This window comes from Streptomyces sp. NRRL S-455, assembly GCF_000717875.1.
GTDB lineage: Bacteria > Actinomycetota > Actinomycetes > Streptomycetales > Streptomycetaceae > Streptomyces.
The window spans coordinates 98203-117801 of the sequence record NZ_JOCT01000021.1; the positions used below are offsets into that span (position 1 = coordinate 98203).

A 19599-nucleotide genomic window follows, 5' to 3' on the forward strand; every position below is an offset into this window, starting at 1 on the left:
CGAGGGTTACGCGGTCGGCTTCTCCTCCAGGCGTGGGAAGAGGACCGCGCCCTTGGTGACCGTCGTGCCGGCGGGGAGCCTGCCCCACTCGCCGGCCTCGCCGATCTTCTGGTCGGCGAGGGCGCCGAGGGAGTCCCCCGCGCCGAGGGAGTCCCAGAGCTTCTGGGACGTCTCCGGCATGACCGGGTTGAGGAGAACCGCGACCGCGCGGAGGGACTCGGCGGCCGTGTAGAGGATGGTGGCCAGGCGGGCCTTGCCCTCTTCGGACGTGTCCTTGGCCACCTTCCACGGCTCCTGCTCCGTGATGTAGCCGTTGACCTGCTTCACGAAGTCGAAGATCGCCAGGATGCCGCCCTGGAAGTCCAGGTCGTCGCCGATCCGGCGGTCCGCCTCCGTGACCGCCTTCGTCAGACCCTCGTGGATCGCCTTCTCGGCCTCGCCGTCGGCGGTGGACTGCGGGAGTTCGCCGCCGAAGTACTTGCCGACCATCGCGGCGACGCGGGACGCCAGGTTGCCGTAGTCGTTCGCCAGCTCGCTGGTGTAGCGGGCGGAGAAGTCCTCCCAGGAGAAGGAGCCGTCCTGGCCGAAGGCGATCGCGCGGAGGAAGTACCAGCGGTACGCGTCCACGCCGAAGTGCGAGGTCAGGTCCTGCGGCTTGATGCCGGTCAGGTTCGACTTGGACATCTTCTCGCCGCCGACCATCAGCCAGCCGTTGGCCGCGATCTTGCCGGGCAGGGGGAGACCCTGCGCCATCAGCATCGCCGGCCAGATCACCGCGTGGAAGCGGAGGATGTCCTTGCCGACCAGGTGGACGTCGGCCGGGAAGGTCTCCTCGAACTTGGCCTGGTTCTCGTTGTAGCCGACCGCCGTGGCGTAGTTCAGCAGCGCGTCGACCCACACGTAGATCACGTGCTTGTCGTCCCAGGGGACCGGGACGCCCCAGTCGAAGGTCGAGCGGGAGATGGAGAGGTCCTGCAGGCCCTGGCGTACGAAGTTCACGACCTCGTTGCGCGCGGACTCGGGCTGGATGAAGCCGGGGTTGGCCTCGTAGTGGGCGAGGAGCTTCTCGCCGTACTCGCTCAGCTTGAAGAAGTAGTTCTCCTCGCTGAGGATCTCGACCGGCTTCTTGTGGATCGGGCACAGCTTCTGACCTGCGAAGTCGCCCTCGCCGTCGAGGAGCTCGCCCGGGAGCTTGTACTCCTCGCAGCCGACGCAGTACGGGCCCTCGTAGCCGCCCTTGTAGATCTCGCCCTTGTCGTACAGGTCCTGGACGAACTCCTGGACGCGGTCCGTGTGCCGCTTCTGCGTGGTGCGGATGAAGTCGTCGTTCGCGATCTCCAGGTGCTCCCAGAGAGGCTTCCACGCTTCGGTGACGAGCTTGTCGGCCCACTGCTGCGGGCTGACGCCGTTCGCCTCCGCGGTGCGCATGATCTTCTGACCGTGCTCGTCCGTGCCGGTGAGGTACCACACCTTCTCGCCGCGCTGGCGGTGCCAGCGGGTGAGCACGTCGCCTGCGACGGTCGTGTAGGCGTGGCCCAGGTGAGGAGCGTCGTTTACGTAATAAATGGGGGTGGAGACGTAGTACGCCTTTCCACCCTGCTTCTCGGATCCAGTGGCCGCCATGGTCGAAATCCTACTGGTCCGTCGGAGATCGACTCACATCCGTTTCGGGGGGTGGACGGCGCGTGGTGCGCTGTCCACCCCCCGGGGCGACGCTGGTGGTGTTACGGGCTTACGGCCGCCAGTTCGCCAGTACGCCCTCGTAGAGCTCCTTGTCCGTGAACTCGCGGGGGGTTTCGCCGGCGAGGAAGTGGGACGTGTTGGGGGTCTTGAGCTTGCGGAGGTAGTCGAAGGCCTTGTTCTCCGGGTCGCCGAAGGCGACGAAGGAGAAGAAGACGGAGGGGTGGGTCCTGGCCGCGTCGGTGAGGGCCTGGGTGGCGGGGGTCTTGGCGTCGGGGGCGCCGTCGGTCTGGAAGATCACCAGGGCGGGGGTGCCGGTTGCTTCCTCGCTGTGGTGGGCGAGGACTGCTTCGACTGCTGCGTGGTAGCTGGTGCGGCCCATGCGTCCGAGGCCGGCGTGGAGATCGTCGATCTTGTTCTCGTGCTCGGTGAGGGTGATCTCGCCGGTGCCGTCCAGTTCGGTGGAGAAGAAGACGACCGGGACGGTGGCCTCGGGGTCGAGGTGGGCCGCGAGGGCGAGGGTCTGTTCGGCGAGGGCCTGGGCGGAGCCGTCCTTGTAGTACGGGCGCATGGAGGCGGAGCGGTCGAGGACGAGGTAGACCTTGGCGCGGGTGCCGGTGAGGTTGTGCTTCTTGAGGGCGGTGGCGGCGGCCTTGTACGCCGTGGCGAGGCCGGGGGCGTGCTTCTTGAGGGCGGTCAGGGGGAGGGCGGGTTCGGCCTCGCCTTCGGCTTCGGCCGTGTCGTTCCCGCCCGCACCACCCGTGCGGCTCTCGTTGTCGGGTGCGGGTGGCCCCTGGGGGGCCTGGGCACCGTCGGCGTCCGCGGCGGCGGGGGCCGGGGCAGCGACCTCCTCGTCCTTCGGCTCCGCCTTGGCCTTCGGCTTGCCTTCGGGCTTCGCTTCCCCATCGGCTTCAGGCTTCGCGTCGGCCGTCGGCGTGGGCTCGGGCGTTGCCTCTGCCTCGGGCTTCACGTCGGGCGTCGGCTCGGGCTCGGGCTCGGGCTTCGCGTCGGGTGTCGGCTCAGGCTTGGGCGCTTCTTCGGCGGCGGGCTCCGCGTCGGGCGTCGTCTCGCCCTCAGTCTTCACGTCGGCCGTCGGCGTGGGCTCGGGCGTCGTCTCTGCCTCGGGCTTCACGTCGGGCGTCGGCTCGGACTCCGGCTTCGTCGCCTCCGGCGCCTGCTGCTGCGCCGGCGTCGGCTGGGGCTCGGTTTCCGCGGGTGCCTCGGGCTCGGCGGTGGGCTGCGCCTCCGTCTTGGAGGTGGGCTCGGGCTGCGGCGTCTCGGTCTCCGGGCCGGCTTCAGGCGCCGACGGCTCCTCGGCAACCTCCGGCTTCTCCGTCTTTGGCTCCGGCTCCTCGGCCACGGGGCTCTCGGTGGTGGCTTCCGGCTTCTCCGCGGCCTTCGGCGCCTCCGCAGCCTTCGGCTCCTCGGCAACCTCCGGCTTTTCCTCAGCCGCTGCCTTCTCCTCGACCTCCGGCTTCTCCTCAGTCGCCGGCTTCTCCTCGACCTCCGGCTTCTCCTCAGTCGCCGGCTTCTCCTCAGCCGTCGGCTGCTCCCCAGCCGGCTCGCCCTCCGTCGACCGGGTCGGCCCCGGGACCGTGACCTTGTCGAAGGCCGCCGACACGAGGTCGTGTTCGTCGCGGGGCTCGGGGACGCTCGCCGTCGGAGTCGGTTCCGGTTCCGGGGAGGGGGACGGGACCTTCGGGGGCGCGGAGGGCGTCGAGGGCGCCGACTGTGCCGCCGGTGCTTCCTGGGAGGTCGTTTCCGCCGCCGTGGTCTGCGCCGCACCCTCCGCCTCGGCGGTTTGTGACTTGCGGGACCGTCCGAACGCGTTCCGCAACCGAGTGAGAATGCCCATGTGCGCGCAACCCTTCGCGTGAGTTGAAGCCGTCAATCCCTGGCCAGGACGGACACGTAAGGTTAGCGGCCCGCCTGGGTGATCTTGGGCAGGGGCGGATGTGGGTGGCCCGGGCTGTCAAGGGGGACATCCGGCCTGCGCGGGTGTCGCCCTGCTGAACGGCGGCAACACCCGGACGGCTGCTGGGGGTTCACTCGTTGTTCACCAGGGCGCCCGGCTCTCGCGCATATGTGCCCCTACGGTCACGCTGACACCAAGGGCATCCAAGGAGAGCAAAGTGCGCAAGCTGCTGCCGTTGATCGGAACGCCGTCCGGTTCGCACCCCGGCGGCCGGTCCGCCATGACCTGTCGTTTCCGGTGTGGAGACGCCTGCTTCCACGAGGTGCCCAACACCAGCTCCAACGAGTACGTCGGTGACGTGATCGCCGGTGCGCTCAGCCGCCGGTCGATGATGCGCGCCGCGGCCGTGGTGACCGTGGCCGCCGCCGGGGCGGGGGCCGTCGGGGTCGGGCAGGCGCCGTCCGCGGACGCCGCCCCGGCCGGTGGTGCCGCCGCCGAGGCCGCCGGCCGTAAGCGCACGGGCGCTCGCGGGCTGCGCTTCGCGCCCGTCGCGCCCAACACCGCGGACGCGGTGACCGTGCCGGACGGGTACCGGCAGAACGTCGTCATCCGCTGGGGCGAGCCCATCCTGCGCGGGGCGCCGGCCTTCGACCCGGAGAAGCAGACCGCCAAGGCGCAGGCCGGGCAGTTCGGGTACAACTGTGACTTTCTCGCGCTGCTGCCGTTGCCGGGGGAGCGCGGACGGCAGCTGCTCGTCGCCAATCACGAATACACCGACGAGATCCTGATGTTCCGCGGGTACGACCCCGCGAACCCGACCCGTGAGCAGGTCGAGATCGCCTGGGCCGCGCACGGCCTGTCCGCCGTCGTCGTGGAGGGGGACGGGAAGAGCGGGAAGCTCACCGCCGTTCCGCGGCATCGGCTCAACCGGCGCGTCACCGCCACCACCGAGTTCCGGCTGACGGGGCCGGTCGCGGGGTCCGACCTCGTCAGGACCTCCGCCGACCCGACCGGCACCAAGGTGCTCGGCACCCTCAACAACTGCTCGGGCGGTGTCACGCCGTGGGGTACGACCCTGCACGGCGAGGAGAACTTCAACCAGTACTTCGCCAACAGCAGCCGGGCGACGGACAAGCGGTACGGGATCGGGACCGGGGCCAGCGAGCGGAAGTGGGAGCGGTTCGACAAGCGGTTCGACGTCGCCCGGGAGCCGAACGAGGTGCACCGGTTCGGGTACGTCGTGGAGTTCGACCCGTACGACCCGGACTCGACACCGCGCAAGCACACGGCCCTCGGGCGGTTCAAGCACGAGGCCGCGAACATCCGGCTCACCTCGGACGGCCGCCCCGTCGTGTACACCGGTGACGACGAGCGTTTCGACTACTTCTACAAGTTCGTCAGCAGCAAGCGGATGAAGCACGGCACCTCCCGGGCCGTCCGCGAGCACAATCTCTCGCTGCTCGACGAGGGCACGCTGTACGTCGCCAAGGTCACCGGTGACTCCCCGGCGATCGAGATCGACGGCACGGGCAAGCTGCCGGCCGACGGCGAGTTCGACGGCAGCGGTGAGTGGATCCCGCTGGCCACCGCGACCGCGAAGGGCGCCGTCTCGCACGTGGACGGGATGACGGCCGAGGAGGTGTTCGTCTTCACCCGGCTCGCCGGTGACAAGGTGGGCGCGACCAAGATGGACCGGCCCGAGGACATCGAGCCGAACCCGGTGACCGGCAAGGTGTACGTCGCCCTCACCAACAACACCAACCGGGGTGTCGGCTCCAACGCCAAGGCGGACGAGGCCAACCCGCGCAACGCCAACAAGCACGGGCACGTACTGGAGCTGACCGAGCGGTGGAACCGGCCCGAGAGCACGAAGTTCGCCTGGTCGTTGTTCCTCGTGGCGGGTGACCCGGAGGACCCGGCGACCTACTTCGCAGGCTTCCCGAAGGACGGGGTCAGCCCCATCTCCTGCCCGGACAACGTCGCCTTCGACCCGTACGGCAACCTGTGGATCTCCACCGACGGCGCCCAGCTCGGTTCGCACGACGGTCTGTTCGGGGTGGCCACCCGGGGTGAGCGGCGCGGTGAGCTGAAGCAGTTCCTGACCGTGCCGAAGGGTGCCGAGACCTGCGGTCCGATCATCCAGGAGCGGCGCGTCCTCGTCGCCGTGCAGCATCCGGGCGAGATCGACGGCGCATCCGTGGAGAAGCCGGCCAGCACCTGGCCGGACGGGCCCGGGACGTACGTCCGGCCCGCGGTCGTGGCCGTGTGGCGGGCCGACGGGTGCGACATCGGCGTTTGATCGGAAGAGAAGAGAGTGAAGGGGGGCGTCCGTCGGCGCCCCCCTTTTCCTCACCCTGGAAGCCGGTCTCTTCGGGCATACCGAGTTGGCCCGGCGCAGGGCACTGTCCCTGGCTCGACGATCTGGCGTGGTTCACGCGGACACTGGCGGCCTTTCTTGGCTGACGGCGTCGAGCAGCAGTTTCGCGGCCACCGTCGCCCCGTCGGTGCGGAACGTGTCGGCCACGGCGGTCGCTCGTGCGCGGGTCTCGGGGGTCAGGGCCGTCTTGAGCGCGGCCGACAGGGACTCGACGGTTGGAGCCGGACCGTCGTGTGCCGCGCCGATGCCCAGGTCAGCGACCCGGCTGGCGAAATATGGCTGGTCCGCCCCCTGGGGTACCACCACCTGAGGCGCGCCGGCCCGGGTGGCCGTCGTCGTGGTGCCCGCGCCGCCGTGGTGCACGACGGCGGCCGCCCGGCGGAACAGTGCCTGATGGTTGACCTCGCCGACGACGAAGCAGTCGTCCTGGTCGTCGATCAGGGCCAGGTCGGCCCAGCCGCGGGAGACGACTGCGCGGCGGCTCTGCGCGCGGATCGCTTCGATGGCCACCCGAGCGACGTCCTCCGGATCGCGCAGGGGAATGCTGCCGAAGCCCACGTACACCGGTGGTGTGCCGGCGTCCAGGAACGCCACCAACTCGGCGGGGAGCGGGCGTTCGTCCGGCAGGATCCACGCGCCGGTCTGCACCACGCCGAGTTCCGCCGGCTGCAGCCACGGGGCCAGGACCGGGTCCGTGGCCAGCCACGGGTGGTCGGTGAAGACATGGTCGCGGACGTTGTCCACCGGCGGCAGGTCAATCGACGCCCGGTGGGTGTTGATCGCTTCGCCGAACACCGCCTGCGCGTCCTGGGCGTCCCGCTCCCACAGCACTCGATTGTCGGTCACATCCGAGGGGAGCGGCCGACCCGGCCGCGGCATCGGCGGGTGGTGCGGCGACGGCAGGCTGACCGGCTGGTAGCTCGCGTACACGTATCGGATGCCCAGTTTCTCGGCGACCGACTTCACGCCGGCCACGGCCGGCACGAGGCCGGACGCCACCAGCACATCACACCCCTCGGCTGCCACGGTGACCTTGTCATAAAACGCGGCGACCAACTCGGCCGCGCGCCGGGGCACTCCTGCCGCCGACGGCGGCGTCTTCCCGGTCACCAACTGGCGCACCGACTGGCCAGTCGGCACCATCTCCACACCGGCCCCGGCCAGCCGCTTCGCGAACTCCTCGTCCGGCGGCGCGCACACCCGCACCTCCGCGCCGAGTTCCCGTAACCGCACCGCGAGTCCCACCAGCGGTTCGATGCCCCCGCGCGAGTCATACCCCGACAACAGCACACGCATTTCGTGACTCCCATTTCCGCAGGTTCGGGCCGCGGTCGACGATTCTGTGGCACGACCCGCCCGCTATGGACGGCCCTCGTACAGTGTCAGGTCCGTGACCACCGCCCGGTGGTCCGTGTCGGACAGGTTCAGGATGCGGGTGCGGTCCGCCGCGAAGTCCTTCGACACCAGCACATGGTCGATCTGCGTGCCGAACGTCGCGGCCGTCCAGGCCGGCCAGGTGGCCGCGCGGGCGGCGTCGTCCAGGCGGGCGGCGTCGTACAGGCCGGTGCCGAGGATGCGGCGGAAGGCGGCGTGGTCCTGGGAGGCGTTGAAGTCGCCGGCCAGGACGAGGGGGGTGTCGCGGTCGGCGGTGGCCGCGGCGCGCAGGGCGGACAGCTCACGCTTCCAGAGGCCGACCTGGGCGGGCAGCGGGGGCATGGGGTGGGCGAGCTGGAGGCGTACGGCGTGCCCGTCCACGTCGGCGATCGCGCCGGGCATGCCCATCGTGGCGGTGACGCCGGCCGTGGGGCGGAGGGGGAAGCGGCTGAGGATGACGGAGCCCTCGGAGCCGCCGCCCTCGACGGCACGGCGGTGCGGGTAGTCCCGCGAGAGGTCGTCCTTCAGCTTCGCGTCGCACCCGTAGTCGCATTCCTGTACGAAGACGACGTCCGGTTTCTCGCGGCGGACGGTGGCGACCAGGCCGCCGGTGGCCTGCCCGAACTCGACGTTCGAGGTCAGCACGCGCAGTTCGGCGACCGGTCGGCCGACGGGGTCGCCGGTCTTGCCGTACGGCTCGATGAACCAGGCCAGCAGGCCGAGCAGGACCACGCCCCAGGCCGTTCCCAGCCACCAGCGGGACCGCAGCGAGAGCAGCAGCGCCAGACCGGTGGGGGCGAGCAGCCAGGGGAGGAAGGCGAGGAGCTGCGGGACGGGTGTGAGGCCGTCGCTGTCCGCGGTCCGGAAGGCGACGACCACGCTCACTCCGGCGAGCAGCAGTCCGGCGCACCAGGTGCCGAGCCGCCGTCGGGGCGGACGGTACCCGGGGGTGTCGTCGGTGGCGGTCCACTCGGCAGCCGCTGTGTCCAAGGGCCCGGCCTTCCGCTCGCTGGGTGGGATGCCCGTATCCTCCCTCAAAGACGGGGTGCGGCGCCGGAAGGTTCAGCCGCGTCGACGCGGGCCAGGAATTCCCGCAGTGCCCTGTCGAACTCCTCGGGGCGTTCCAGGTTGGGCATGTGGGCCGCGCCGTCGATCACGTGCAGCGCCGAGTCGGGGAGGGCCGCGTGCATGGCCCGGGCGTCGGAGACGGGTGTGTAGGTGTCGTCGGTGCCGACGACGACCAGGGCCGGGACCGGGACGCGGGTCAGGAGGTCCTGGTAGTCGGGGCGCCGGGCGCGGGCGCGCAGGGCGGCGGCGGCGCCCTCGGGGGAGGTGGCCGTCATCATGCGGTGGACGTGGGCCTTGACCTCGGCGGGGGCGTACGGTGCGACCATCCGTTCCAGGACCTCGTCGGCGTAGCCGCGCATGCCGTCGCGCAGGAGGCGGTCCGCCATGGCGTCGCGGGCGTGGACGCCCTGCGGGGTCTCCGCCGCCGGGAAGGTGTCCGCGAGGACCAGGCCGCGGACGCGCTCGGGGAACAGGCGGTAGCAGTCCATGACGATCTGGCCGCCCATCGACAGGCCCGCCAGGACGCAGGACGCGACCTTCAGTTCGTCCAGCAGGGCCTCGATGTCCCGGGCGAATCCGGAGAAGTCCGCGAGGGCCGGGGTCGTGGGGGAGGCGCCGTAGCCGCGCAGGTCGGGGGCGATGACGCGGCGGGCCGTGGAGAAGGTGTCCAGTTGTGGGGCCCACATCGTGCGGTCGAAGGGATGGCCGTGGACGAGGACCAGGGGAACCCGATGAGTGTCAGGGCCTTTGTCCTCGTATGCGAGGAAGGGTGCCATGGGGACGACCCTAGGCCGCTCAACTACTCGGTGCAATAAGATCTTTGCTCTCGGTGCAATCCGGAGCGCGGTCCCGTCCAGTCCGCATCGCGGTCCCGTCCGGTCCCGTCCAGTCCCGTCCAGTTCAGTCCATTCCATTCGAAGGGGAAGCCGATCGATGGGTGACTTCCGGCGTATCGCCGACCTGATCGCGGACGACATCGCCACCGGGCGGCTCAGGCCCGGCCAACGGTTGCCGCCGCAGCGGGCGTTCGCGCGGCGCCGGGGGATCGCGCCCTCCACGGCCGGGCGGGTGTACGGCGAACTCGTACGGCGCGGGCTGGTCGTCGGTGAGGTCGGGCGCGGCACCTTCGTGCGGGCCGCGCCGGCGGGGCCCGCGGGGCGGGCACTCGTCGAGCCGGGCCTGGCCGACGCCCCGGTCAACATGGAGCTCAACTACCCCAGCGCGCCTGGTCAGGCGGAGCTTCTCGCGCCCGTTCTCGCGCCGCTGCTGCGTCCCGACGTGCTGGCCGAGGCGCTGCTGCCGGCCGCCGCCACCGGTACCCCGTCCGCCCGGGAGGCCGCGGCCGCCCTCCTCACCACGCCCGGCTGGCGCCCCGACCCGGACCGGCTGCTGTTCACCGGCAACGCCCGTCAGGCCATCGCCGCCGCCCTGGCCTCCCTGGTCCGGCCGGGCGGCCGGGTCGGCGTGGAGCAGCTGACGTATCCGCTGGTCAAGGAGATCGCGGCGCGGCTGGGGATCACGCTGGTGCCGCTGGCCGGCGACCGGGACGGGCTGCTCCCGGAGGCCGTCGCCGCCGCGCACCGTACGGCCCCCTTGTCCGCCCTCTATCTGCAGCCGGCGCTGCACAACCCGACGTCCGTGACGACGAGCGGGCCGCGCTTGCTGCAACTCGCGCATCTGGTGCACGACGTGAACCTGCCGGTCGTGGAGGACCGTATCTGGTCCTTCCTGGTCGGGCCGGACGGCCGTCACGGGCGTGGGGAACGGGCCGGCGAGCGCCGCGGCCCGGTCGACCCCCTCGCCGCCCACGCCCCCGCCCTCACCCATGTCGTCGACGGCCTGTCCAAGCGGGTCGCGCCGGGGCTCACCGTCGGTTTTCTCGTCGTGCCACCGCACCGGGTCGGTGCGGTGGCCGAGGCGGTGCGGTCGGGTGGGTGGAGTGCGGGACGGTTCGCGCTGGAGGCGGCCGTGCGGTGGGCCGGGGAGGGGGTCGTGGCGAGGCTGACCGAGGCCAAGCGGGTGGACGCGACGCGACGCCAGCGGATCCTCACCCAGGAACTCGACGGTTTCGCCGTGCGGTCCGACCCGCGCGCCTACTTCGCCTGGTGGGAGCTGCCCGCCCCGTGGCGCGCGGACACCTTCACGGCGGCCGCCGCCGCGCACGGCATCGCCGTCACGCCCGGCCCCGCCTTCGCCGTCGCCCCGGGCCACACGCCCGACGCCGTCAGGCTCGGTCTCGCCTCGGCTCCGGAGCCGGATCTGCGGCGGGCGCTGCGGACGCTGGCGCACATCGCCGCGCGGCGGAGCGGGGGCCGTAGCGGCCGGTGAGCCAGGAGGCGAGCGCCACCGTCAGGCCGAGGGTGAGCAGCAGCCAGGACACCGTGCGCAGGCTGGCGGTCAGGGCGTCGTAGACCGCGCCCGCGGCCGGGCGGTGGAGGGGGTCGGACAGGTCCGCGAGGGTGAGGCGGCGGCCGATCGCGACAGCGAGGACGAGCAGCCCGCCGCCCAGCGCCGTACCGAGGCCGAGGGCGGTGACCGCGCGGCGACGGCACGCGGCGACGGTGATCCCGGCGACCGCGAACACGGCGGCGGCCGGCGGCAACCAGAAGGCGGCGGTGTCCAGCACCTGGTACCCCTTGCGCAGTCGGTCCACGTCCCCGGCCGGGAGCACCGGGACCCGGGTGTGCGTGACCGGGATGCGGTGGGCGAACGGCACCCGGTTGTCGGTGAGTTGGCGTTTGACACGGGCTACGACCGGGGCGAGGTCGACGGTGACCGCGGTCGCCCGGGTGTCGTCGTCGCGCAGGGCCCGCACCACGGCGGTGTGGACGGCCTGGTTCGCCGCCTCCCACGCCGTGCGGAACACGTCGGTCCGGGTGAACGACCGCACCGCGTCGTGCACGAAGGGCCCGGCCGCGCCGCGCAGCGGCCCGCTGTCGAGCTCGTGCCCGGCCTTCCGCATGATGCCGTCCCCGAGGGCGTCCGCCACCGCGCGCCGCACGTGCGGGTCGGCGGCGAGCGGCGCCACACTGCGCACGTAGCGGCCGGTGTCGGTCAGCCCGTGCGCCGCCCAGGACGCGAGCGCCCCGAACGGCAGCAGCAGGCACGCGAGGGCCAGCAGAACGGCCGACAGGGCGTTCCGCAGTCGTGTGGGCGCCTCCTCGGGTACGGGCGCCCGGCCGCGCTCGGTCACCACTCCAGACAAGGCGCCGCCGGTGCGGCCCGCGAGCGGCGGGACTGCATTCGGCCCCACACCTCGAGCCGAACGGGGCGCCCCACGTCCACGACAGGCCCGGTCCGGTCCGGCCCGGACGCGATCAGTCGACGCGGTGGCCGGCGGCGTCCTCGTGCGTGTAGTAGCGGTAGAACACCATCACGAAGACGCCCGCTCCGGCCGCCAGTCCCAGCCACATGGACCACAGCACGGACTCACCGGACTGGCTGATGAGGAAGCCGGTGGCGCAGCCGGTGAAGGCGAACCAGAGCAGGGCGCGCAGCTCGCGCCGGAGCCCCTGGCCGAGTTGCCACACGGCCGCGAAGAGCACGGCGAACACGAGCGCGGTGACGAAGCCGAACAGCAGGTTCCAGCCCGTGATGGGCCCGCCGTAGCGACGGTTGGCGGCGGCCCAGTAGCCGTAGACCAGCCCGAGGACGACGGGCAGCGCGACCCTGGCCATCGCGTGGGTCCGCGCGCTGAAGACGTCGGGTGCACGGCGCTGCGGGAGCTGCCTGGTCACCTTGGGTGAGGCGGGTGCCGCGTGAGCCATGAGAGCTCTCCTCTCTCCCTGCCCCTGCTCTCCAGGGCACACCGCCCGACTGCCGTCGGCAAGTCGGCGGGCCAAAACCCCCGAAGGCGGGCGTTTGCGGTCCTGAGGGCCCTCCTTTGCAGCCGCACCGGTTACCGTGCTGCGGTACGTGATCGACCGGGGGAGGGGACGAGATGTCCGGAACCGTGCTGCTGCTGGCGGCCTCGCCGGTGGGTAAGGGGCGTCTGGTGGACGCCGCCTCCGTGCTGCCCGTCCTGGCCGCCGTCCCACCCGCCGTGCTGTCCGGCACGGACACCGCGAACGTCGTCGAGCTCGCCGACCCGCTGGAGCCGCAGGCCGTGCTGACCCGGCTGCGCGCCGCCGCCGCGTCCCCGGGCCCGCTCACCGTGTTCGTCACGGGCCAGCTCGTCCTCGACCGCCGTCAGCGTCTGCCGCACCTCGCGCTGGCCCGCACCACCGCCTCCACCGCCCGCTACACCGCGTTCCCCTGGCACTGGTTCCGGGACGAACTGCGGCTGCGGCCGGCCGGGGCCACGACCTTCCTGCTCGACCTGCACGCCGACGCCGAGACCTGGGAGCTGCTGCGCGGCACCCCGCTGGACTCGGGCCGCGGCAGCGCCGTCCACGGCCGGATCGCGCCACCACCGTCCAGACGCACCGTCGCGGCACCGGCGTACATGAAGGCGGTCGCGACGATCCTGCGCAGCGGGTTCCGGCCGCCGGCGGATCAGCTGCACCAGCAGGCGCTGGCCCGTATCGCACCGGAGAGCGCGGCCACGGACATCGTGATCAGCACACCGGGCCCGGCGGCGGGCGATCCGCACGCCGCCATCACCGCCGCCGTCCAGTCCGGCCGCCACTCCGAGGCCGACGCGCTCGCCGCCCGGCACGAACGGGCCGCAGTCGCCGCGCACGGGCCCACCTCCGAGGAGGCCCTGCACTGGACCGAGGTCCGGGCGGACCTCGCGATGTTCGCCGGGGACGCGGGCCGCAGCTGCCACACCTGGCTGACCGTGGCCACCGTCCGCCTGAACGCCGGGCAGGCGCCGGACGCGCCCGCCGTCGAGGCCGCCGTGGACCGGGCCCACCACCAGTGGGGTCAGATCCGTGACACGGCCCGTGCCCGCGAACTGGGCGCCGCGCTCGCCGAGTTGCGGGGCCGGGTCCCCGGACGGCGCGAAGGGGCGCTCGACCATGTGCAGCGGCAGTTGCGGCAGTTGCAGACCCAGCCCTGACACGCCTGTGACATGTGTGACTGGCGTGAACGGAGAGGTGCAATCGCTGTCCCCGGTCGCGTCACAGGTCTGCCGCTGAGGCCTGACCCGGTGTCATGATGTCGGGTATGACAGAGGGGGGCCGAGTGGCTGTCTTAGGCGTACGCGTGCGGCTGGGCGCCGGCGCGACCGTGGACGATGTCAGAGCCCTGAAGACGTGGCTGGAGCGGGACGAGCCGCTGGAGCGACTGCTCGCCGACGGGGACCTGGAGATCGAGGTGCAGGCCGGCACGGACGGGCCCGAGGGACGGCTGGGGCCCGACCTGGAGCTCGTGCTGAAACTGCTCGGTGATGTCGTCACGGTCGTCGCACTGACCGAGTACACCACCCGCGCGGTGAAGACCTGGACGAACAACCGCCGCAGGCTCCAGGGCGGCGATCCTGGGCCCGAGATCCGCCCGCTGGACCCCCCACGGGGGTAGACCGGTGAGCCGCTTCGACGCGCGCGGCAGAGTGAACCGGGCGCTGCTGGTCGGTGTGTCCGAGTACGACCACACGGCGCCGGAGCATCCACAGGGTGTCAATGGCCAGCTCCCCGCCGTGCGGCGCAACCGGACGACACTCGAGGACGCGCTGAACCGGGGCCATGTGTTCGGCGCGGGCGAGGTGAAATCCCTGGCCTCGCCGACCCAGGACGACTTCACGGGCGCGCTGAGCCGCGCCTGCCGCGAAGCCAGAGGACTGCTGCTGCTCTACTTCGCCGGGCATGCCGTCACCTCGACCTCCGGCAGCGAGCTGCACCTCCAGATGCGCACCGCGCGGGTCCTCACGGGCAACGGGCTGCCCGGCTCCGTCAGTTTCAGCCAGGTGCTGGGCGAACTCGTCGAGAGCCACGCCGAGCAGGTGGTGGTGATCCTCGACTGCTGCTACGCGGGTAACGCCGCGGGAATCTGGCACCGCCTCGACGATCCGAGGCGGCACAAGATCCTCCTCCTGATGAGCGTGCAGCCCAACCGCTGCATCCTGGGCGGTACCGCCAAGGTGGCGACGCCGTTCACCCGTGAACTCGTGCACGTCCTCGACGAGGGCGGGGAGGTGTGGCTCTCCGAGCTGTACGACGCGGTGGAGCGGCGGATGGCCGAGGCGAGGTACAGGGCGGAGGACAACGACCTGCAGCGGCCGCAGGCGCTGGCCCGTCCCTGGAACGGGGACGACGTGCTGCTGGCGGCAGGACCGGTGGACCTGTCCGGTGGCGCCGGGGGCACGTCCGGTGGCTGGTTCGCCCGGCTCCGACGTCGGTTCGCGCCCGCCCGGCAGGGCACCGGCCCCCGACTCCGCCGCACCGCCCTGTCGGTTCTGCTGGCGCTGCTCGCCACCAGTGCGGGCGGCTACGGCTTGCTGGCCCTGACCGGCGACTCCGGCTCCTGCGAGCCGCCCCTGGAATTACGGGTCCTCACCGACCCCGACCTGGAGCCGGCGATGCGGGCGGCCGCGGACGCCTACCTCGCCTCGGCGGACAACACCACGGAGGACGGCTGTCTGCGCAGCGGCGTCACCGTCTACAGCGCCGGTGCCGCTCATGTGGTGACCGCGCTGGGCGAGCACTCCGACCCCTGGCAGCAGCCGCGTGAGGACGTCAACCCGCAGCGGGACGTCGGTCCGCAGCCTGACGTGTGGATCCCCGCGACCCGCGCGGACGTCGGCCGGGTCACGGAGGCGCAGGTGGACCGCGTCTTCGCCCGGCTGGAGCCGGACGCCGGTCCGTTCGCCTACTCACCGGTCGTGCTGGCCGTCCCCGAGAGCCTCGACGTCGGCGTCGCGCCCACCGGGCGGTCGCTGCCGGAGCTGATCAGGGTCCTGAAGGACGCCGACACGAAGGCACAAGTGCGCAGGCCCGACCCCGAGTTCAGCGACTCGGCACTGCTGGCGACGGTCGGACTGTACGGCGACGGGGGCGATGTGCGCCGCGCCGAGCGGCTGATCACCCAGGCAGGACGGCCCGAGCCCTCGGCCGTCAAGCTGCTGTGCACGCTGCCCGAGGACGACGCCGCGGACGACCGCAGCGCCGTCCTGGTCCCGGAGTTCCTGCTCAGGAGCGGCGTCGGCTGCCACTCGGTCACGCGGGCCGAGCGCACCGCCCTCTACCCCGACGACGTACCCGGTCTCGAACCGACGTTCGTGCGGGTGCGCTGGGAAGGCGGCGACCGGGACGCCCAGGCGCGGGACGAGGCGGTGAACCGCTTCCGCGACTGGCTGGCGGGGAAGGGCGGCCGGGAGGTGCTCGGCAAGCAGGGGTTCAGGTCCGCGAAGGACGAGCGAGGCCTGATCGCCGGTCAGGCGGCCGAACACGGGCTGACCGGTTCCGTGCCGTCGGCGGACCCCGCCGACGCGACGCAACTGGACAGGACGCTGGAGCGGTACGGCAACGCGCACGGACCCGGCCGGGTCCTGTTCCTCCTCGACAGCTCCGGCTCGATGGCCGGCCTGTGGGACGGCCCCAGCGGCGGCCCCGGCATCCTCAAACAGACCCTGACGGGTCTCGGCAAGGAGGACGAGTACGGGGTGTGGGCGGTGCACGGCGTCGGGCGCCCCACGCACACCGAACTGCTCGACTTCCGCACGCACTCCCGCGCGGAGGCGGAAGGGGCCCTCAAGACCGGCGGGGGAGGCGCCGAGGTACGGGACGCGGAAGCCGATCCGCACGCCGGCCTGCTGGACGCACTGGAGTTCATGCGGGAGCGCGGCGCCGGCGACGAGCGGCCGCAGCTGATCGTGTATCTGACCGACGGCGAGGACGACAACCGCCTGACCGGCGACCGCCTCCGCGAGGTGGAGGACCGGGCCGGTGAGTCGGGCGTGCCCGTGGTGATGGTGACGCTGAACAGCGGGGCCTGCGACCGTGACCGCCCTGGCACACGCATCGCGGAGGCAGCCCAGGGCCGCTGCCTGGACGCCGGGGACGACCTGGTGCCCGCGCTGCGCGACGAGGTCGCCCGCACCGGAACGGGGGAGGAATGATGGCCCGACGCCTGCCGGCCGCCGTACTGGCGTCGCTGTCCGTACTGACCCTGCTGTTCCTGGCTGCCTGCACCGCGGGTGAAGGGACGAAGCAGCCGCCGGACGCCGACAACAGCCGCCGGATCGTGGTCGCCAGCGGACAGGACGTGACCGGCAAGAACGGCATCCGTCAGCAGCTCATCGACATGTGGAACGCCGAGGAGGGCCCACAGGGCTTCGAGGCCCGGTTGGTGGAACTGCCCGGCTCCGCCGACCAGCAGCGCAGCCAGCTGCTCGGTGCCCTTCAGTCCGGCAGCGCCGAGTACGACGTGGTGAACCTGGACGTGACCTGGGTCCCGGAGTTCGCCGACGCGGGCCTGATCCGCCCGCTGACCGACGCGGCCGTCAAGTCCCCCGAAGACATCATCCCGTCCGTGGACAGAACGTCGTACTGGAAGGGCAAGCGGTACGCGGTCCCGTTCAACAGCGACGCCGGCCTGCTGTACTACCGCAAGGACCACCTGCGGGAGGCCGGTGTCTCCCGGACCGATCTCAGCGGTGGGGTCACCTGGGACGAACTGCGGGATCAGATCGACGCCGTCAAAGGGCACTTCGGCTCCCAGGGCACCGAGGGGTGGAGCACCCAGCTCGCCCCGTACGAGGGCCGTACCGTCAACGCGATCGAGGCGTTCACCTCGGCCGTGCCCGGACTCCGGCTGACCGACGGCGACGGCGAGTACGCGGCGACCGTGGAACAGCTCACCGCGGGCGTGGCAGAACTGCGTGAGCGCACGGCCCCGCCGTACACCCTCGACGAGGCCTCCGAGTCCCGCGAGGCCGAGTCGCTCAGTGCCTTCGCGGAGGGCCGCACCACGTTCCTGCGGCACTGGCCGTACGTCTACCCCACCCTGCACGAGACCTACGGGGAGGACTTGGGGGTGACCCGGCTGCCCGGCAAGGCGGTCCTCGGCGGGCAGAACCTGGCCGTCACCTCCTCCACGTCCGAGCAGCGGGCCGCGAAGGCGGCGGAACTGATCGCGTTCCTGACCGACCTGGACAGCGAACGCTGCCTGCTGCGTGCCGGTTTCGCCGCGACCCGCGTCTCCGCCTACCAGGAACCCGGCACCGCGCCCCGGTGCCGGCACGCCCCGGCGTACGCGGAGACCCCCTCGGCGTCTCCCACCGGCGAGGGCACCGTCCGTCTGCCCCCCGACCGGATCGCCGACGGTGTCAGCTTCTCCCGCGACATCCTGCTCCCGGCCCTCCGCGAGGGCGTGCACCGCCCACGCACCCCGCTGTACGGCGCCGTGACACACACCCTCATCACCGAACTCGACGCCCTGTACGGCCCGAGCCCGGGCGAGGGCCGGGCGGATGACACCGAGGTGGCGAAGCGACTTGACGAGGCGTTGAAAGAGGTCTTGCCCGGTTGAATCCCCTCCCGGTGATGTTCACGGTTCCTCCGGGCGTCGTCGTACGACGTGGTGAGCCTGTTGTGGATCACGTCTCGAACCGGCCTATGTCGCATTGGAGAACTGGGCGACGAGGGCTGGGTCAGGATGCCGGTTTCGATGAGACTGACAGGTGTTCGAATTTCGCGGACGGCGGCTCCGCCGCCTTCGCCGGTCCCGCGTTGGCCGCCAGCAGTAGGGTCGCGACAGCGACGACACCGGCGGTGAAACCTCTGGCGTACCGCTCGGCGGTGCGTGGGCGTTCGAGCACGGCGACCTCGCAACAGGGGCGGCGGCTACGACAGCAGCGAGTTAAGCACGTTTAACTCTCGGTTTAACCTAGGGCCTGTCCGAGCCGAACGGCAAGAGGGACAGGGGGAGTTGGCGTGGGGGAGCGGGACGATCCGGCGACCATCGGGCGCCGGGTGCAGCGGTTACGTGTCGAACGGGGATTGACGCAACGGCAGCTGGCGGAACCTGTGTACACGCCCGCCTACATCTCCACCCTGGAGTCGGGCCGGGTGCGGCCCTCCGACGACGCCCTGCGACATCTCGCCGGGCGGCTCGGCGTCGCCTTCGACGAGCTCGCCACCGGGCGTTCCGCCCGGCTCGTGACCGAGCTGCGACTGCGACTGACCGAGGCGCAGCGGACCTTCGCGGTGGGTGAGGCGGAGGCGGCCGCGGAGCAGTACGCCACGTTGTTGGTCGAGGCCGAGGAGCACGGGCTGGTGGCGGAACAGGCCGCCGCGCTGCTCGGGCTCGGTGAGTGCGCGCTGGAGACGGGCGAGCTGGTGGCGGGCCGGCGGTACTTCGAACGGGCGGAGGCGTGTCTCGCCGACGCCCCCTTGCCTGCTCGGGTCCCGGCACTGCGCGGCCGGGCCGTGGCGCACTACCTCGCCGGGGAACTCCGTTACGCCGTCTACCTGCTGGAGTCCACGCTCGACGAGTTGAATCGGGGTGGGCTGCACGACCCCGACGCCCTCCTGCTGCTCTACGCCAGCGCCATCGGGCCGTACATGGACATGGGCGCGCACGCCCGCGCCGCCCAGGCCGCCGAGTTCGCCCTGGCCCTCGCCCCGCGGTCCGGCGACCCGGCCCTGGTCGCCCGCATGCACCGCTCGGTCGCCCGCACCCTGGTCGCCGAGGGCCGCCTCGCCGAGGCCGACGCCTCACTGGCCAAGGCGGCCGAGCTGTACCGCGGCCTGCAGATCCGCACCGAACTCGCCAACTGCCACTGGATGCGAGGCTACGTCTACGCCCAGGACGGCCAACTGGGACGTGCGGAGGACGAATTGCGGGAGGCCCTCGGCATGCTGTCGGCCAGGCGCGCCGCCCTCTACAGCAGTCAGGTCGCCGTCGAGCTGGCCGACGTGCTGCACCGGCGCGGCAAGTCGGACGAGGCGGCGGCCCTGCTGCACGGAGTCCTCGACGACCTGTCCCCCGAACGCGGTGCCGTGCACTCCGCCGCCGCGCACCGGCTGCTCGGCATCATCGCCGAGGACGCCCGCCGGACCGAGGAGGCCGAGGAGCACTACGTCCGTGCCCTGAGTCTGCTGGAACGGGCGGGCGCGGCCGGTGACCTGGCCGACCTGTGCCGGCTGCTGGGCGACCTGCTGCGCCGCACCGGGCGCGTGGAGGCGGCCCTGGACGCCTACCGGACGGGGCTCGGCCACCGCACGGCGCCCGGCACCACCACGCTGGGCCCCGCCCCCGCACAGCCTCCTCTGTGAGCGGCGACGTGCCGACGCCACCACCG

Annotated in this window: 14 protein-coding genes; 7 read left to right on the forward strand and 7 right to left on the reverse strand. The window is 72.1% G+C overall.

Annotated elements, in window-relative coordinates; all coding sequences use genetic code 11:
- Window positions 1–6 precede the first annotated feature (6 nt).
- Together metG and IE97_RS0125760 are read right to left on the reverse strand one after the other, a co-directional pair.
- Entirely contained in the window at window positions 7–1623 is a 1617-nt protein-coding gene (gene metG, locus IE97_RS0125755) for a methionine--tRNA ligase (protein ID WP_030245137.1), read from the reverse strand.
- A gap of 109 nt (window positions 1624–1732) precedes the next feature.
- Complete coding sequence (locus tag IE97_RS0125760) at window positions 1733–3535, reverse strand: VWA domain-containing protein (RefSeq protein ID WP_030245139.1); 1803 nt, start codon at window positions 3533–3535, stop codon at window positions 1733–1735.
- A gap of 277 nt (window positions 3536–3812) precedes the next feature.
- Between IE97_RS0125760 and IE97_RS0125765 the strand changes: the two genes are divergently transcribed.
- Window positions 3813–5894 (forward strand): PhoX family protein, encoded by a 2082-nt coding sequence (locus tag IE97_RS0125765; RefSeq protein WP_030245140.1) that lies wholly within the window; start codon window positions 3813–3815, stop codon window positions 5892–5894.
- A gap of 132 nt (window positions 5895–6026) precedes the next feature.
- Here the strand turns inward: IE97_RS0125765 and IE97_RS0125770 are convergent, their stop codons facing one another.
- From IE97_RS0125770 to IE97_RS0125780, 3 genes are all read right to left on the reverse strand, one after another.
- Complete coding sequence (locus IE97_RS0125770; protein ID WP_030245143.1) at window positions 6027–7268, reverse strand: glycosyltransferase; 1242 nt, start codon at window positions 7266–7268, stop codon at window positions 6027–6029.
- Between the two features lie 63 nt (window positions 7269–7331).
- A complete protein-coding gene (locus IE97_RS0125775) occupies window positions 7332–8336 on the reverse strand; it encodes an endonuclease/exonuclease/phosphatase family protein (RefSeq protein WP_030245145.1) in 1005 nt (334 codons plus the stop codon).
- A 44-nt stretch (window positions 8337–8380) separates the two neighbouring features.
- Window positions 8381–9190 (reverse strand): alpha/beta fold hydrolase, encoded by an 810-nt coding sequence (locus IE97_RS0125780; RefSeq protein ID WP_030245146.1) that lies wholly within the window; start codon window positions 9188–9190, stop codon window positions 8381–8383.
- Between the two features lie 157 nt (window positions 9191–9347).
- On the opposite strand from IE97_RS0125780, the gene IE97_RS0125785 reads away from it, so the two are divergent.
- A complete protein-coding gene (locus tag IE97_RS0125785; RefSeq protein WP_030245152.1) occupies window positions 9348–10742 on the forward strand; it encodes a PLP-dependent aminotransferase family protein in 1395 nt (464 codons plus the stop codon).
- Here the strand turns inward: IE97_RS0125785 and IE97_RS0125790 are convergent.
- Together IE97_RS0125790 and IE97_RS0125795 are read right to left on the reverse strand one after the other, a co-directional pair.
- A complete protein-coding gene (locus tag IE97_RS0125790; protein WP_037837106.1) occupies window positions 10639–11559 on the reverse strand; it encodes a hypothetical protein in 921 nt (306 codons plus the stop codon). The genes IE97_RS0125785 and IE97_RS0125790 overlap by 104 nt on opposite strands.
- A gap of 172 nt (window positions 11560–11731) precedes the next feature.
- The gene (locus tag IE97_RS0125795; protein ID WP_030245162.1) at window positions 11732–12181 is read right to left on the reverse strand and encodes a hypothetical protein; all 450 of its coding nucleotides are present in this window, start codon (window positions 12179–12181) and stop codon (window positions 11732–11734) included.
- A gap of 173 nt (window positions 12182–12354) precedes the next feature.
- On the opposite strand from IE97_RS0125795, the gene IE97_RS0125800 reads away from it, so the two are divergent.
- The 5 genes from IE97_RS0125800 (at window position 12355) to IE97_RS0125820 (ending at window position 19573) form a co-directional block, all read left to right on the forward strand.
- Window positions 12355–13416: a hypothetical protein gene (locus IE97_RS0125800; protein WP_030245166.1), complete on the forward strand. Its 1062-nt coding sequence runs from the start codon at window positions 12355–12357 to the stop codon at window positions 13414–13416.
- A gap of 125 nt (window positions 13417–13541) precedes the next feature.
- The gene (locus IE97_RS0125805; protein ID WP_234310770.1) at window positions 13542–13877 is read left to right on the forward strand and encodes a hypothetical protein; all 336 of its coding nucleotides are present in this window, start codon (window positions 13542–13544) and stop codon (window positions 13875–13877) included.
- A gap of 4 nt (window positions 13878–13881) precedes the next feature.
- Window positions 13882–16413, forward strand: a complete 2532-nt coding sequence (locus IE97_RS0125810) for a caspase family protein (protein WP_030245171.1) — start codon at window positions 13882–13884, stop codon at window positions 16411–16413.
- Window positions 16413–17825 (forward strand): extracellular solute-binding protein, encoded by a 1413-nt coding sequence (locus IE97_RS0125815; RefSeq protein ID WP_030245172.1) that lies wholly within the window; start codon window positions 16413–16415, stop codon window positions 17823–17825. The genes IE97_RS0125810 and IE97_RS0125815 overlap by 1 nt, the downstream gene beginning before the upstream one ends.
- A 404-nt stretch (window positions 17826–18229) precedes the next feature.
- Window positions 18230–19573: a helix-turn-helix domain-containing protein gene (locus IE97_RS0125820; RefSeq protein WP_030245173.1), complete on the forward strand. Its 1344-nt coding sequence runs from the start codon at window positions 18230–18232 to the stop codon at window positions 19571–19573.
- The last annotated feature ends 26 nt before the right edge of the window (window positions 19574–19599 follow it).